The sequence below is a fragment of the Enterococcus sp. DIV0800 genome, assembly GCF_050559735.1.
GTDB classification, from domain to species: Bacteria; Bacillota; Bacilli; order Lactobacillales; family Enterococcaceae; genus Enterococcus_A; species Enterococcus_A devriesei.
This window is the reverse complement of the sequence record NZ_CP187898.1, coordinates 1582325-1597877: the sequence shown is the minus strand read 5'-3', so window position 1 is coordinate 1597877 and position 15553 is coordinate 1582325. Positions and strand designations below refer to the sequence as shown.

Below are 15553 nucleotides of genomic sequence, written 5' to 3'. Positions count from 1 at the left end.
AAATTTTTGGTGACTCCCTTTTCTTACGGGAATAATTTTTAAAGAAGTTTGAAGAGTCTCGGAGCTTTTTTTTTAATTTTCTATGAAAAGAACGAGAAAGAGCTCTATTTCTACAAGACTGTGATAAACTATCCCTAAGAAAATAGTGAAGGTAGGGAAATTATGCGCACTGTTATTACGTTTTTAATCGTTTTTGGCGTTTTAGTAATTGTCCATGAATTCGGACATTTTTTCTTTGCAAAACGTTCAGGAATTTTAGTTAGAGAATTTTCGATCGGCATGGGTCCCAAGCTGATTGCTCATATGGGAAAAGATGGCACCACCTATACATTACGATTATTACCAATTGGCGGTTATGTCCGAATGGCTGGGCTAGAAGATGAAGAGACCGAGCTGAGTCCGGGCACTCCGCTTTCAGTTGAATTGACGTCTAAAAATATGGTTCGCCGCATCAATGTCAGCAAAAAAGTCCAGCTACCTAATAGTATTCCGCTGGAGCTGATCGCGGCGGATTTGGTGGATGACTTAACTATCAAAGGATATGTGAATGGAGATGAGAGTCAAGAGACGACCTACAAGGTTCTGCACGATGCCACGGTTATCGAAGAAAGCGGGACGGAAGTCCGGATCGCTCCACGAGATGTTCAGTTTCAATCGGCTAAATTAGGTTCACGAATCTTAACGAATTTTGCCGGACCAATGAATAATTTTATTTTAACGATAATTTTATTCATCGCATTGGCCTTTATTCAAGGCGGGGTAGCGGATTACAATACAAATCAAATTGGTTCGGTTGAAGCTGGCAGTCCAGCGGCACAGGCGGGTATGAAAGATCACGACGCGATCGTTTCTATCGAAGGAAAGAAGGTTCAATCGTGGGAAGACTTAACCAAACCAGTTACTAGCAGTCCTGGAAAAGAATTATCGGTTGTGATCGAACAAGGAGGCAACCAAAAGACGATCGAGATGACTCCAAGAAGTGTTGAAAGTAACGGCCAAAAGGTTGGTCAGATCGGTGTGACACCATATCTTCGGACGGGTTTTTTTGATAAGATCATGGGTGGTTTGACTCAATCGTGGGATATGACGAAAAATATTTTCAGTGCATTAGGTTCTCTGTTCACTGGTTTCAGTTTGAACAAGCTAGGTGGTCCGGTGATGATGTTCAAGATGTCTGAGGAGGCCTCTCAGCAAGGCGTGAAAACTGTCATTTATTTAATGGCATTACTTTCTGTCAATTTAGGAATCGTAAACCTTTTGCCGATTCCGGCATTTGATGGAGGAAAAATTTTGTTGAACGTGATTGAAGGAATTCGCGGCAAACCCCTTGACCCCGAAAAAGAGGGCTTGATCACGATGATCGGTTTTGGCTTTATCATGTTGTTAATGATCATGGTGACCTGGAATGACATTCAACGCTTCTTCTTTTAAAATGAAAGGATCGAAATTTTTTCGGTCCTTTTTCTAATGCAAACATAAAGGAAAACAGTTATACTGAAACATACTTGAAAAAGTGAAGGAGATGTCCATTTGTCTAAAAATCGTGAGTTATTCGAAAATTTATTACGACAAATTGAATTGGCAGATGAAGAACAGCAACATCCTATGATCCAAGCATCAGAGATCAAGGAAGTTGTTGTTCATGAAAAATCACGGGTCTGGGAATTTTTTATCCAAACACCGGAAATTCTTCCTGCAAAATTATTTTATGCGTTCCACCAAAAGTTATTGCTTGCTTTCCAATCCATTGCGCAAGTGAAATTACATATTATTCCAGAAGACAATCAGTTTGCGGAAGAAACTTTGCAGAATTATTGGCAGCTCGCTTTAAGCGAACAGGATTGTGATACGCCGTTAGTTAAGCAAGTGTTAAGCAAACCTTTGCCAGTGATCCAAGGAAATCGAATCGTTTTATTAATCGACAATGATTCGGTGATTCCGGTCTTGAAACAGCAGTATCTACCTTTAATCGAAGAAAATCTTGTTTCCTTCGGTTTTCCTCATTTACGTATTGATCCTGAAGTGGACAAGGAACAAGCAGATAAAAAACTGCAAGAGTTTGAAGTTCGCAAACAAGAACAGGCACAGGCAATGCAAGAACAAGCGGCTGCCAGCATCGCTCAGTACGAATCGAAGAAAAAAGAGAAGAAGGAAAGCGCCGCTCATTTTGATGGTCCAATCCAGATGGGACGAAACATTCCCGCTGATGAAGCGATCACACCGATGGGGAACATTATTGAAGAGGAACGACGCATCACGATTGAAGGCTTTATTTTTGATAAGGAAGTCCGAGAGCTACGTTCTAAACGGAAAATCTTAATTATCAAAATGACCGACTACACGTCTTCTTTTGTCGTGAAAAAGTTTTCTAATGGCGAAAAGGACGAGGCTATTTTTGATGCGATCGAAAATAAAAGCTGGATCCGTGTGCGGGGAAGTGTACAAGAAGATACCTTTATGCGCGACTTGGTCATGAATGCACAAGATATCCAAGAGGTAAGACATCCCGAACGGAAAGATACAGCTAAAGAAAAACGTTCTGAATTGCATTTGCATACTAACATGAGTACGATGGATGCTATCAACAACGCCAGTGACTTAGTTGCACAAGCTGGAAAATGGGGCCATAAAGCAATTGCGATCACCGATCATGGCGGTGCCCAATCATTTCCTGAAGCTCACGCGGCTGGGAAAAAAGCCGGCGTGAAAATTTTATATGGCGTGGAAGCCAATGTGGTGTCAGACGGTGTGCCAATTGCCTATAATGATGCCCATGTGGCCCTGACGGACGCGACTTATGTTGTATTTGACGTGGAAACCACCGGCTTGTCGGCGGTTTATGATACGATCATCGAATTAGCGGCAGTGAAGATGCATAAAGGAAATGTCATCGAGACTTTCGAAGAATTTATTGATCCCGGACATCCTTTGTCAGAAACGACGATTAATTTAACGGGGATTACAGATGAAATGGTTCGTGGTTCAAAACCAGAAAAAGAAGTCATGGAATTGTTTGAAAAATTCTGTGAAGATTCGATCCTTGTCGCTCATAATGCGACCTTCGATATTGGCTTTATCAATACGACTTATGTTCGTCACAATATGCCGGAAACACCCAATCCAGTGATTGATACATTGGAATTAGCTCGTTTTTTATATCCTGAATTTAAACGTTTTGGGTTAGGTGTGTTGACGAAAAAATTTGGGATTAACTTGGAGCAGCATCACCGGGCGGTTTACGATGCGGAAGCAACGGGGCATTTAGGTTGGCTGTTTGTCAAAGAAGCCATTGAAAAACATGAGATGAATTATCATGATCAATTGAACGATCATGTTGGCGAAGGCGATTCTTATAAACGAGCACGACCTTTCCATGCAACAATCTTGGCAAAAAATCAAGCGGGCTTGAAGGATTTATTTAAATTGATCTCTATGTCAAATATCAATTACTTTGAACGGGTACCGCGGATTCCTCGCTCGCAATTAAATAAACTGCGAGAAAATTTATTAGTCGGCTCCGCTTGTTCACAAGGTGAAATCTTTGAAGCGATGATGCAAAAAGGGGTGGAAGAAGCCAAGAATCGGGCAGCCTTTTATGACTATATCGAAGTCATGCCTAAAGCGGTCTATGCGCCACTAATCGAACAAGAGCTAGTGAAAAACGAAGCAGACTTGGAAGACATCTTACGGAATCTGATCCAAATTGGAAAAGAGTTGAACAAAACAGTCGTCGCAACTGGCGATGTTCACTATTTGAATAAAGAAGACGCAATTTATCGCAAGATTTTGATCAGCTCGATGGGTGGGGCGAATCCATTGAACCGTCACAGCTTACCGGATGTTCATTTCCGGACGACCGATGAAATGTTACAGGCCTTTAGTTTCTTAGGTCCTGAATTGGCCAAAGAAGTTGTTGTTGACGGACCAAATACGATTGTGGACACTTGCGAAGAAATTATTCCGGTCAAAGATGATTTGTATACGCCAAAGATCCCTGGTTCTGAGGAAGAAATCAAAGATTTAAGTTATAATCGCGCGCGGGAATTGTATGGTGATCCACTGCCTGATATTATCGAGAAGCGGTTGGAGAAGGAATTGACTTCGATCATCGGAAATGGGTTCTCTGTGATTTATTTGATTGCACAAAAACTGGTGCATAAGAGTAACGCCGATGGTTATTTAGTTGGTTCACGGGGGTCAGTGGGGTCCAGTTTCGTTGCGACGATGACGGGGATCACTGAGGTTAATCCATTGCCGCCTCATTATTATTGTCCAGAGTGTCAATACTCAGAATTTTTCGAGGACGGTTCCTATGGGTCAGGTTTTGATATGCCAGAAAAAGCTTGTCCCAAATGTGGCGCTCGACTAAATAAAGACGGTCACGATATTCCGTTTGAAACCTTCTTAGGCTTCCATGGAGATAAGGTTCCCGATATCGATCTGAACTTCTCGGGCGATTATCAAGCAGAAGCGCATAACTATACCAAGGTCTTATTTGGGGAAGAATATGTCTATCGCGCCGGTACGATCGGTACGGTCGCGGATAAGACAGCCTATGGTTTCGTTAAGGGTTATGAACGTGATCATAATTTGCATTTTCGAAATGCCGAAGTCGATCGTCTAGCAAAAGGTGCAACTGGGGTTAAACGAACGACCGGACAGCATCCAGGCGGGATCATCGTTATTCCCGATTATATGGATGTTTATGATTTCACACCGATCCAATTTCCAGCCGATGATCAAAATGCTGAGTGGAAAACGACTCACTTTGATTTCCACTCGATCCATGACAATGTGTTAAAGCTAGATATTCTGGGACACGATGATCCAACTGTGATTCGAATGTTGCAAGAATTATCAGGGGTCGATCCTAAAACGATCCCTACCGATGATCCGGAAGTGATGAAAATTTTTGCTGGTCCGCAAGTGCTAGGAGTTGAGTCGGATCAAATTTATTCGAAGACTGGAACCTTAGGGATTCCTGAATTTGGAACGCGCTTTGTGCGGGGGATGCTAGAAGAAACCGGTCCAACGACCTTTGCGGAATTGCTGCAAATCTCTGGTCTGTCTCACGGAACCGATGTTTGGCTAGGCAACGCGGAAGAATTAATTAGTCGTGGTGAAGCCAACTTAGCAGAAGTAATTGGTTGTCGGGATGACATCATGGTTTATTTGATCCATGCGGGACTTGATAGTGGAATGGCCTTCAAAATCATGGAGACCGTACGTAAAGGTCAATGGAATAAAATTGATGACGAATTACGCGAGACCTATCTGACGGCTATGAAAGAAAATAATGTGCCAGATTGGTACATTGATTCTTGTTCTAAGATCAAATATATGTTCCCGAAAGCCCATGCGGCAGCGTATGTGTTGATGGCTTTGCGGGTGGCGTATTTTAAAGTGTATTTCCCAATTCTTTATTACTGTGCGTATTTTTCTGTACGGGCGGATGACTTTGATTTAGTCGCAATGGCGAAAGGCAAAGACGCAGTCAAAGCAGCGATGAAAGCTATCACTGATAAAGGAATGGATGCTTCTACCAAAGAAAAAAATCAATTGACGGTGTTGGAATTATGCAATGAGATGCTGGAACGTGACTTTCACTTTGGCATGATCGATTTGTATAAGTCTGACGCGCAAGATTTTGTGATTGATGGGGATACCTTGATTGCACCTTTCCGAGCTGTACCTGGACTTGGTTTGAACGTGGCGAAACAAATCGTTGAAGCACGAAAAGACGGAATCTTTTTATCAAAAGAAGATTTGGCTTCGCGGGGGAAAGTTTCCAAGACGCTGATTGAATATATGGATACTCATGGCGTTTTGAAAGATTTACCTGATGAAAACCAACTTTCATTGTTTGATATGTAAAGAAAAAGATAAATTCAAGCTTTAAATGAAAGAAAATTCCGCTGTGAAAATGACACGGTTGAATTTTCAATAAAATTATGCTACTATAACAATGTAATCAAAGACTGATGGTGAGTGAGCGGATTTTTCGCTCACTCTTTTTAATGGATAAAAGGAGGCTGACAGTTTGAGCAGTGTAGTCGAAACAGTGACTGATCTAGTAATGCCAATCTTAGATGAACAAAACTTTGAATTAGTTGAAGTGGAATTCGTCAAAGAAGGAAAAAGTTGGTTTTTAAGAGTGTATATCGATAAAGAAGGCGGCATTGATATTGAAGAGTGTGCCTTTGTGAGTGAAAAACTTAGCGATAAGTTGGATGCGATCGACCCTGATCCAATTCCCCAAGCTTATTTCTTAGAGGTTTCTTCTCCTGGAGCGGAACGTCCATTGAAAAAAGAAGAGGACTATCAAAAAGCAATTGGTCAATACATCAATATCTCGCTTTATCAAAATATTGATGGCGAAAAGCAATACCAAGGCTTTTTAAAAGAACTGACTGACGATGAATTAACATTGACAGTGAAAATCAAAACACGGACTAAAGAGATGGTTTTCGAGCGTAAAAATATCGCCAAAGCCCGTTTTGCGATTGAGTTTTAAAAATCAAACCTATTTTCTTTAGAAAATAGACTCGTTAATATGAACTAGGATGTCAGTCCAACTTTTCGCAGTTTTGTCTAGTAAGAAATGGATTAAGTTTAATCCCCAAAAATTATACGAGTTGTGTAGTTGGATGATATACGTGGTGAAAATCAAACCTATTTTCTTTAGAAAATAGATTCGTTAATATGAACTAGGAGGAAAGAAAAAATGAGTAAAGAAATGCTGAATGCGTTGGATACTCTCGAAGCAGAAAAAGGTATTTCAAAAGAAATCGTCATCGACGCGTTAGAGGCGGCGCTAGTTTCTGCCTATAAACGTCATTATGGACAATCACAAAATGTTGAAGTTGAATTCAACGAAAAGAAAGGTGATATCCATGTCTACGCTGTGAAAGAAGTAACCGAAGAAGTTATGGATTCACAACTAGAAGTGTCACTGAAAGAAGCGATGGAAATCAATCCAGCTTATGAAATCGGTGATACGATTCGTTTTGAAGTGACACCAAAAGATTTCGGTCGGATCGCAGCACAAACAGCGAAACAAGTAATCTTGCAACGTGTCCGTGAAGCCGAACGTAGCATTATCTATAACGAATACAGTGCTTATGAAAAAGATATCATGCAAGGTGTTGTTGAACGTCAAGATAATCGCTATATTTATGTGAACTTAGGTAAGATCGAAGCGGTTCTTTCGAAGCAAGATCAAATGCCTAATGAACATTATCAACCTCACGATCGAATCAAGGTTTACGTCTCTCGCGTTGAAAACACTTCAAAAGGCCCACAAGTTTTTGTAAGCCGCAGTCATCCAGATTTATTGCGTCGTTTATTCGAACAAGAAATTCCTGAAGTCTATGATGGCATTGTGGAAATTGTCAGCATCGCTAGAGAAGCTGGGGATCGAGCAAAAGTTGCGGTACGTTCAACGGACCCTAACATTGATCCAGTCGGCACTTGTGTCGGACCAAAAGGCCAACGGGTCCAAGCCATCGTCAATGAATTAAAAGGCGAAAACATGGACATCGTTGAGTGGAATGAAGACCCAGCAGTCTTTATCGCAAACTCTTTGAACCCTGCTCAAGTTGAAGATGTCATCTTTGACATTGACAATCCAAAAGTTTGTACGGTAGTCGTACCTGATTATCAATTGTCATTAGCGATTGGTAAACGTGGTCAAAATGCTCGTTTAGCAGCCAAATTAACGGCTCACAAAATCGACATCAAATCTGAATCAGACATGGAAGAATTTTACGCCAATTATGATGAAGCAGAAGTCGAAGAGGTAGAAAGCGAAGAAACAACAGTTGAAGCAACAGAAGAAAATTTAGATGAAATTACTCCTGATATGACAGCAGACGACATCGAAAACGTTGCTTTCGATCAAGAGGAAGAGTAATTTATGGGAGGACAGCAAATGAAAAAAAGAAAAATTCCTTTGCGCAAATCGGTCGTTTCCGGTGAAATGTTCCCTAAAAAAGAATTAATTCGGATCGCTAAGTCAAAAGAAGGCGAAGTTTCCATTGATCCTTCAGGTAAGAAGCCTGGGCGAGGTGCTTATATCGCGTTAGAGCCGGCGGAAGTTGAAGAAGCTTGGAAAAAGAAAATCTTAGATCGCAATCTTGGAACGGACTTAAGTGATGAATTTTATCAAGAACTACTCGATTATGTGAAGCACCAAAAAGCCAGAAAAGAGCTCTTTGGCGATGAATAGAGAAAAGGCCTTGAACATGTTAGGCCTTGCAATGCGTGCAGGCAAACTGATTACAGGAGAAGACCTGACAATCAACGAGATTCGCAGAAATAAAGTGAAGCTCGTGATCGTCACAACGGATGCGAGTGAGAACACTCAGAAAAAAGTATCCGATAAAAGCAAGTATTATCAAACGACATGTTTTGTCGAATTTACTCAAGGAGAAATTTTAGGCGCGATTGGCAAACCTCGAAAAGTGATCGGGATTTTAGACCAAGGCTTCGCTAACAAAATCATGGCGTTAATAAAAGGTTAGGAAGGTGATTGCATGGGAAAAAAAAGAGTATACGAATTTGCCAAAGAAGTGAATCAATCAAGTAAGGATGTTGTAGAGAAAGCAAATGCTTTAGGAATTGATGTAAAAAATCATATGGGTTCATTGTCCGGAGACGATGAAACAAAATTAAAGCAGGCTTTTACTAACAAATCGCAAGCAAATACTCAAGCAAAACCATCAGCTAACCAGCACGAAAAACCAAAATTCCATGGAAAGAGCTCTAAGAACAACCCAAATTTCCAGAATAGAAAAGGAAATAAAGACTTGACACAAACTAATAAGCAGAACAACTCAGCGAACGCAAACCGTTCGAACCAAGGACAACAACGTCCACAAAGTAACACAAACAATGCACAACGTACCAACCAAGGACAACAACGCCCACAAAGTAACACAAACAATGCACAACGTACCAACCAAGGACAACAACGTCCACAAGGTAACACAAACAATGCGCAACGTACTAACCAAGGACAACAACGTCCACAAGGTAACACAAACAATGCGCAACGTACTAACCAAGGACAACAACGTCCGCAAGGTAACACAAACAATGCGCAACGTACTAACCAAGGACAACAACGTCCGCAAGGCAACACAAACAATGCGCAACGTACTAATCAAGGACAACAACGTCCACAAGGTAATACAAATAATTCACAACGTCCAAATCAAAACCAAGGTCAACGTCCAGCGCAAAATGCTTCAAATACACAACGTTCGAACAGCAACACGCAAGGTCAACGTTCAAACCAAAGCGGCGGCGGACAAGGACAAGGCGGCAATCAAAACCGCAACAAAAATAATAATTACGGTAACCAAAACCGCGGCAATAGCTTCGGCGGTAACCAAAACCGTAATAAGAACCGTTTCAATAAAAAAGGCAAAAAAGGTAAACAGCAACAAAGCAACAAGCCTGCTGTACCACCACGTAAATTCCGTGAGTTGCCTGAAGTATTGGAATACACGGTTGGCATGAATGTGGCGGATATTGCTAAAAAGATCCACCGCGAACCAGCTGAAATCATCAAAAAATTATTTATGATGGGCGTTATGGTCAACCAAAACCAACCATTAGATCAAGATACGATTGAATTGTTAGCAACGGATTATGGCATGGAAGCAGAAGAAAAAGTTCAAATCGATATTGCTGATATCGACCGTTTCTTCGATACCGAAGAAGTGAACGAAGACAATTTAGTTTCCCGTCCACCAGTTGTTACTATCATGGGACACGTCGATCATGGGAAAACGACGTTGCTTGATACTTTACGTCATTCGCGTGTAACAAGTGGAGAAGCCGGTGGGATTACGCAGCATATCGGTGCTTACCAAATCGATATCAACGGCAAACCAATTACGTTCCTAGATACTCCAGGACATGCGGCCTTCACAAGTATGCGGGCCCGTGGTGCAAGTATCACCGATATCACGATCTTAGTTGTCGCAGCCGATGACGGTGTAATGCCGCAAACAATCGAAGCAATCAATCATGCGAAAGCGGCGAAAGTGCCGATCATCGTAGCGGTGAATAAAATCGATAAGCCAGGCGCAAACCCACAACACGTGATGCAAGAATTAAGTGAATACGAATTAATCCCTGAATCATGGGGCGGCGATACGATCTTTGTTGAAATTTCAGCGAAATTCAACCAAAACATTGAGGAACTATTAGAAATGATTCTTTTAGTCGCTGAAGTGGAAGACTTGAAGGCTGATCCAACACAACATGGGATTGGTACAGTCATCGAAGCACGTCTTGATAAAGGCAAAGGACCAGTTGCAACGTTGTTAGTTCAACAAGGAACGATGAAAGTCGGCGATCCAATCGTTGTCGGAAATACTTATGGTCGTGTTCGTGTCATGACGAATGATATTGGTCGTCGTGAAAAAACGGCTGGCCCAGCAACTCCAGTTGAAATTACTGGTTTGAATGATGTACCGCAAGCGGGGGATCGCTTCGCAACCTTCGATGATGAAAAAACAGCCCGGGCTGCTGGTGAAGAACGTGCGAAACGTGCGTTGTTGGAACACCGCAACTCAAATGCACGGGTCACTTTAGACAACTTGTTTGAATCGCTTAAAGAAGGCGAATTGAAAGAAGTCAATGTTATTATTAAGGCAGACGTTCAAGGTTCGGCAGAAGCATTAGCTGCATCATTGCAAAAAATCGATGTGGAAGGCGTTCGTGTGAAGATCGTCCATTCAGCTGTTGGTGCAATCAACGAGAGTGATGTCACCTTAGCCGCTGCAAGTAACGCGATTATTATCGGGTTCAATGTTCGTCCTACACCGCAAGCCAAACAACAAGCTTCTGCTGAAGAAGTGGACATTCGCTTGCACCGGATCATTTACAAAGCCATCGAAGAAATTGAAACAGCGATGAAGGGTATGCTTGATCCTGAATACGAAGAAATCATTACCGGTCAAATGACTGTTCGTGAAACATATAAAGTTTCTAAAGTTGGAACAATCGCTGGTTGTTACGTTAACGAAGGCGTTATCCAACGAGATAGCGGCGTACGGATTATCCGTGACGGTATCGTTATCTACGAAGGCAAACTTGCCAGCTTGAAACGTTTCAAAGATGATGTGAAAGAAGTTAAAATGGGCTTTGAATGTGGAGCTATGATTGAAAACTTCAACGACATGAAGGTTGACGATGTGATTGAAGCCTTCGTTATGCAAGAAATTAAACAAAAATAATCGGTTCAGCGAGGTAGCTTAGGGCATGTTTTACCACATGCCCTAAGCTATGGTGATACCGAATTTATAAGTAAAGACAGGAGGCCATCGTTATGCCAAATTATCGCGATCGTCGTCTAGCACAAGAAATCTTAAAAGAAGTCAATGACATCTTACGTAAGAAAGTTCGCGACCCACGAGTCCAAGATGTGAATATTACTGATGTTCACGTGACTGGTGACTTGCAGCAAGCGACGATTTATTACAGCCTATTATCTGATAAAGCTTCTGATAAACAAAAAGCGCAAGAGGGCTTGAACAAAGCAACTGGTTTAGTTCGTCGTGAACTAGGACAAGCGTTGTCGATTTACAAGACGCCCGAATTGTTTTTTGAATTAGACGAATCAGTCGAATACGGTTCTAAGATTGATCAAATGATCCGTGATTTAAATAAAGAATAACTCCCTTAGAACCTGAAGCAGACAGCCTCAGGTTCTTTTTGCGAGTCGGACTTTTCCCAGTTTGATATTGCGTAGAAATCAGGTAATCGGCTATAACTATTAATAATCAAATCGGATAGTCCGATCGTACGCGTGGCGGAGATAAAATGAATTTTTCGTGGATTTCAAAAAATAAATACGTTGAAAAGAAGTAGCTGCGAGTTCTGCTTTTTTCAGTATAATCTGGTCGAGTATAGATTGTTGAATCGTTCAACAAAAATAGGTTTATAAAGACAAATATAAAGTTTGGCCTATATATTTTCCTATTGCTTTGAGTCAATTGCATTATTTGCTAAATCCTGTTAGAGTATTGATGTTTGTAAGTAATCCTTTTGCTGGATATTTTTCAAGGAGGCAAGGTCGAAATGACGACTGAATTTGAAGAACGGATGAAGGCTCTCCATAAAGAATTTGAAAACTTGAGCCCGGAAGAAAGAAAAGCCGTTAAACAAAAAATTAAACGAGTAAATGTTTTAACCGCGCGTAAATTGGAACGCATGAAGCATGAATTATTGCGGATGGAGACCAAAAGAGCGCAGCTTTCTTTAGATGATGATCCAGAAGAGCTTTCTGAATTAGAAGATCGAATTATTGTGAAGAAACGCGAATTTTTAAAATTATTTTGTAAAGCGAAAGATACTTGTTCTAAGAGGTGATTGAATGGGCTTAATTGAGATTATTATCATTTTAGCCATTGCCATTACCTTATCCAATGTTTTAGCAAAAGTTTTTCCATCGTTTCCGATTTTTATGATTCAAATTATTACCGGAATTATTCTCGGGTTGACTGAGGTCGGCAGCTCAATTAATTTTGAACCAGAAGTTTTTCTGGTGATGATTATCGCACCGCTATTGTTTCGTGAGGGTGAGACTGCCGATATTCCGTCTATATTGAAACACTTTGGTTTGATCTTGCTCTTAGCATTTGGCGGGGTTTTGTTCACGATTTTTGGATTGGGCTATGTGTTGCACAGTATCTTGCCGGCGATTCCAATCGCGGCTTGTTTAGCTTTTGGGGCCTCTCTTGGACCAACCGATGCGGTAGCAGTTAGTTCGTTGGCCAAGCGCTTAAATATCCCGGAATCAGTGATGCACGTATTGGAAGGCGAAGGGTTGATTAATGACGCGACGGGCGTTACCGCGTTCCAATTTGCAGTAGCAGCTTTATTAACAGGTCAGTTTTCTGCGGCAGATGCCTCGATCTCGTTACTTACGTCAAGTATTATTGGCGCAGTGGTGGGGTTTGTAGTTGTCTGGATCAAGAATGAAGCAATCAAGATCATTGAACGAATCTCGGCACAAGATGTTTCCGCGTATTTATTGATTGAATTGATTCTCCCCTTTGCCGCTTATTTCATCGCCGAAGTCTTCCATGCTTCTGGGATCATCGCCGCTGTTGTTACCGGTGTCCTGCAAGCCACCGGCTTTCGCCGTGTAACCCTATTTGACGCTCAGCTATCAAATGTGACAGAAAGCTCTTGGAGTACGATTAGTTTCACGTTGAATGGATTAGTCTTTATTTTCCTAGGAATCGAATTGACACAAGTCTTTTCGCCAATTTGGAATAGTCGCAATTATTCGAACATGCACCTTTTCTCAATCGTGTTGCTTTTGACATTGTTGCTGTTTGTTCTACGTTTTCTCTTCGTGAGTGCTTTTTATTTACTGACACAAGGTTGGAAAAAAAGCCATGCGCAATTAAGAGATCGTTTATTATTAACGTTTGGTGGGGTCAAAGGGACAGTCAGTATCGCGACGATTTTCATTTTGCCAACGACGATCAATGGCATGGATTTTCCTGAGCGGTCCTTACTATTATTTATTACCGCCTGTGTCACTTTTTTAACCCTCGTAGTAGGAATGATCGTGCTGCCGCTGCTGTCAGACGGCGAAGTTGTTCCGCCCACTGATCCTAAGTCCATGTTGATTTTCCGTGAAGTTATTAGTGAATTGTATGATGATATTGAAAATCAGGACCTCAGCGAAAAAGAACGGTTTGCCTTGCAAGCGGTGATCGCAAATTATCAGAATCGAATTCAGTTAGTCTTTAATAACTCCATGCCGGAAAGTGCTCAGCAGGAATTCCAAGAAATTCAAGCGTTGATTATTTCAGTAGAACGAGACGGTTTAGATGAAAGTTTCCGCCGCCATCAAATCGATTCTGGCGCCTATCGGTTATACTCCCGGTTCATCTCAAATGTCTCTGAATCAGTTACTAAACAGATGCTTTCTTTATTGAGCTTCTGGTTGATCTTTGTTCGTCGGATCATTCGTGTGATTATGCATCCTAAAATGTTCTGGCAGCGTCGCGAAAAACGCCGTGAAACGGTGGACAATGAAGATATCACTTCTCTTAGAAAAATCTTCATGCGTAACAGTGAAGCAATCTTAGATAGTTTAGAAAACTTGCGAGACGTTTACGATGAAGAATTGATTGATTTCTTTGTCGATGAACGGAAAAATTTAATGCGCCAAGTGAGTGGTCATGGGTTGTTTGGAACGTATCTAATTCAGCAAGATCCCTTGTACACTAAAGAATTGGTGCGTGGCTATTATTTAGAACGGAAAAAGATTGATGAGTTCGAAGTGAACGGCGATATTTCAAATTACGCGGCTAATAATTATCGTCATCAAGTGAATCAATTAGAATCTTATGCGATGCAACAGCCTGCTGATCCGAGCATTCGCTTTGTGATCAACCGTCAACGCAAGAAGAAAAAGAAATTAAAAGATTGATCCAGACCATCGTCAGATTTGACGGTGGTTTTTTTATCGACTAAATTTTTGGAGAAATAGATCAAACGGTTTCCGTTTTTATCAGGTGAGCCAACGTACCAATTCTTTTAGTAGCTGTGATATAATGGCAACGTTGAGTAAAAATTGAAATGAGGGACAAGCAATGGACGGTATTTTACCGTTATGGAAAGAGCGAGGCATGACCAGTCATGACTGCGTCTTTAAATTAAGAAAAATTCTGCAGACTAAAAAAGTCGGGCACGGCGGCACTTTAGATCCAGATGTGGATGGTGTCTTACCAATCTGCATCGGTAAAGGTACGAAGGTAATCGAATATCTGCAAGATAACGGAAAAATCTATGAAGGCGAGATCACCCTTGGTTTTTCGACAACTACAGAAGATGCAAGTGGTGAGGTAGTAGATCAGAAACCCGTAGCAATACCTTTGACAGAAGCTGAAATCGATCAAATGATGGCAACTTTTATCGGAACGATCGTTCAAGTACCACCGATGTATTCTGCTGTTAAAGTAAACGGCAAGCGCTTATATGAATATGCTCGCGCGGGCGAGTCGGTGGAGCGGCCAAAACGGCAAGCGGAGATTGAGAGCTTTGAGCGTATTACAGCGCCAGTTTTTCACGAAGCGACACAGACTCAAAGCTGGCGTTTCCGCGTAGCTTGCGGCAAAGGAACCTACGTCCGCACGTTAGCGGTAGATCTTGGTGCAAAGCTAGGTTATCCGGCTCATATGTCTGATTTGACCCGACTGGCAAGTGGTGGTTTTACAGTCGGTCAAGCGGTGACACTGGCACAAGTTAGTGAGCTAATGGAAAAAGGTCAAATCGAACAGGCGTTGCGTCCCATTGAAGAAGCAATGAGTGCATTTCCCCGGATCGATTTGAGTAATGCCGATTGGCAAAAAGTAAAAAACGGGCAGTTGATGCCGCTGAAAAATTTTGGTTTGAAAGAAAATGTACCTGGTTTGTTAGCTTTTTTCTATCAAGATCAATTAGTCAGTCTGTATGCACAGCATCCCGAAAAAAAAGGGCTTTTGAAGCCTAGTAAAGTGATTCGAAACGAGGTATAACA

General features: G+C 41.5%; 11 protein-coding genes. All 11 read left to right on the top strand.

The window, feature by feature from the left end; translation table 11 throughout:
* Positions 1-162: 162 nt before the first annotated feature.
* The 11 genes from rseP (at position 163) to truB (ending at position 15551) form a co-directional block, all read left to right on the top strand.
* Positions 163-1431 carry an RIP metalloprotease RseP gene (rseP, locus tag IGI54_RS07805; RefSeq protein ID WP_430620381.1) on the top strand — a complete coding sequence of 423 codons (1269 nt, stop codon included), beginning with the start codon at positions 163-165 and terminating at the stop codon, positions 1429-1431.
* A 99-nt stretch (positions 1432-1530) separates the two neighbouring features.
* The gene (locus tag IGI54_RS07800) at positions 1531-5874 is read left to right on the top strand and encodes a PolC-type DNA polymerase III (protein WP_071861021.1); all 4344 of its coding nucleotides are present in this window, start codon (positions 1531-1533) and stop codon (positions 5872-5874) included.
* A gap of 166 nt (positions 5875-6040) precedes the next feature.
* Entirely contained in the window at positions 6041-6514 is a 474-nt protein-coding gene (gene rimP / locus IGI54_RS07795; protein WP_071861022.1) for a ribosome maturation factor RimP, read from the top strand.
* 210 nt (positions 6515-6724) lie between these two features.
* Positions 6725-7912, top strand: a complete 1188-nt coding sequence (gene nusA, locus IGI54_RS07790) for a transcription termination factor NusA (RefSeq protein WP_430620380.1) — start codon at positions 6725-6727, stop codon at positions 7910-7912.
* An 18-nt stretch (positions 7913-7930) separates the two neighbouring features.
* Positions 7931-8227, top strand: coding sequence for an RNase P modulator RnpM (gene rnpM / locus IGI54_RS07785; protein ID WP_071861045.1), 297 nt, complete (start codon positions 7931-7933; stop codon positions 8225-8227).
* A complete protein-coding gene (locus tag IGI54_RS07780; RefSeq protein ID WP_430620379.1) occupies positions 8220-8522 on the top strand; it encodes a L7Ae/L30e/S12e/Gadd45 family ribosomal protein in 303 nt (100 codons plus the stop codon). Before rnpM ends, IGI54_RS07780 begins: the two co-directional genes overlap by 8 nt.
* Positions 8523-8534: 12 nt before the next feature.
* A complete protein-coding gene (infB, locus tag IGI54_RS07775) occupies positions 8535-11249 on the top strand; it encodes a translation initiation factor IF-2 (protein ID WP_430620378.1) in 2715 nt (904 codons plus the stop codon).
* 92 nt (positions 11250-11341) lie between these two features.
* On the top strand, positions 11342-11689 hold the full coding sequence (gene rbfA, locus IGI54_RS07770; RefSeq protein ID WP_071861026.1) for a 30S ribosome-binding factor RbfA: 348 nt from the start codon (positions 11342-11344) through the stop codon (positions 11687-11689).
* Between the two features lie 404 nt (positions 11690-12093).
* The gene (locus IGI54_RS07765; RefSeq protein WP_071863429.1) at positions 12094-12384 is read left to right on the top strand and encodes a hypothetical protein; all 291 of its coding nucleotides are present in this window, start codon (positions 12094-12096) and stop codon (positions 12382-12384) included.
* Positions 12385-12388: 4 nt separating this feature from the next.
* Positions 12389-14464, top strand: coding sequence for a cation:proton antiporter (locus IGI54_RS07760; protein WP_071863428.1), 2076 nt, complete (start codon positions 12389-12391; stop codon positions 14462-14464).
* Between the two features lie 163 nt (positions 14465-14627).
* Entirely contained in the window at positions 14628-15551 is a 924-nt protein-coding gene (truB, locus tag IGI54_RS07755; RefSeq protein ID WP_430620377.1) for a tRNA pseudouridine(55) synthase TruB, read from the top strand.
* Positions 15552-15553 lie beyond the last annotated feature (2 nt).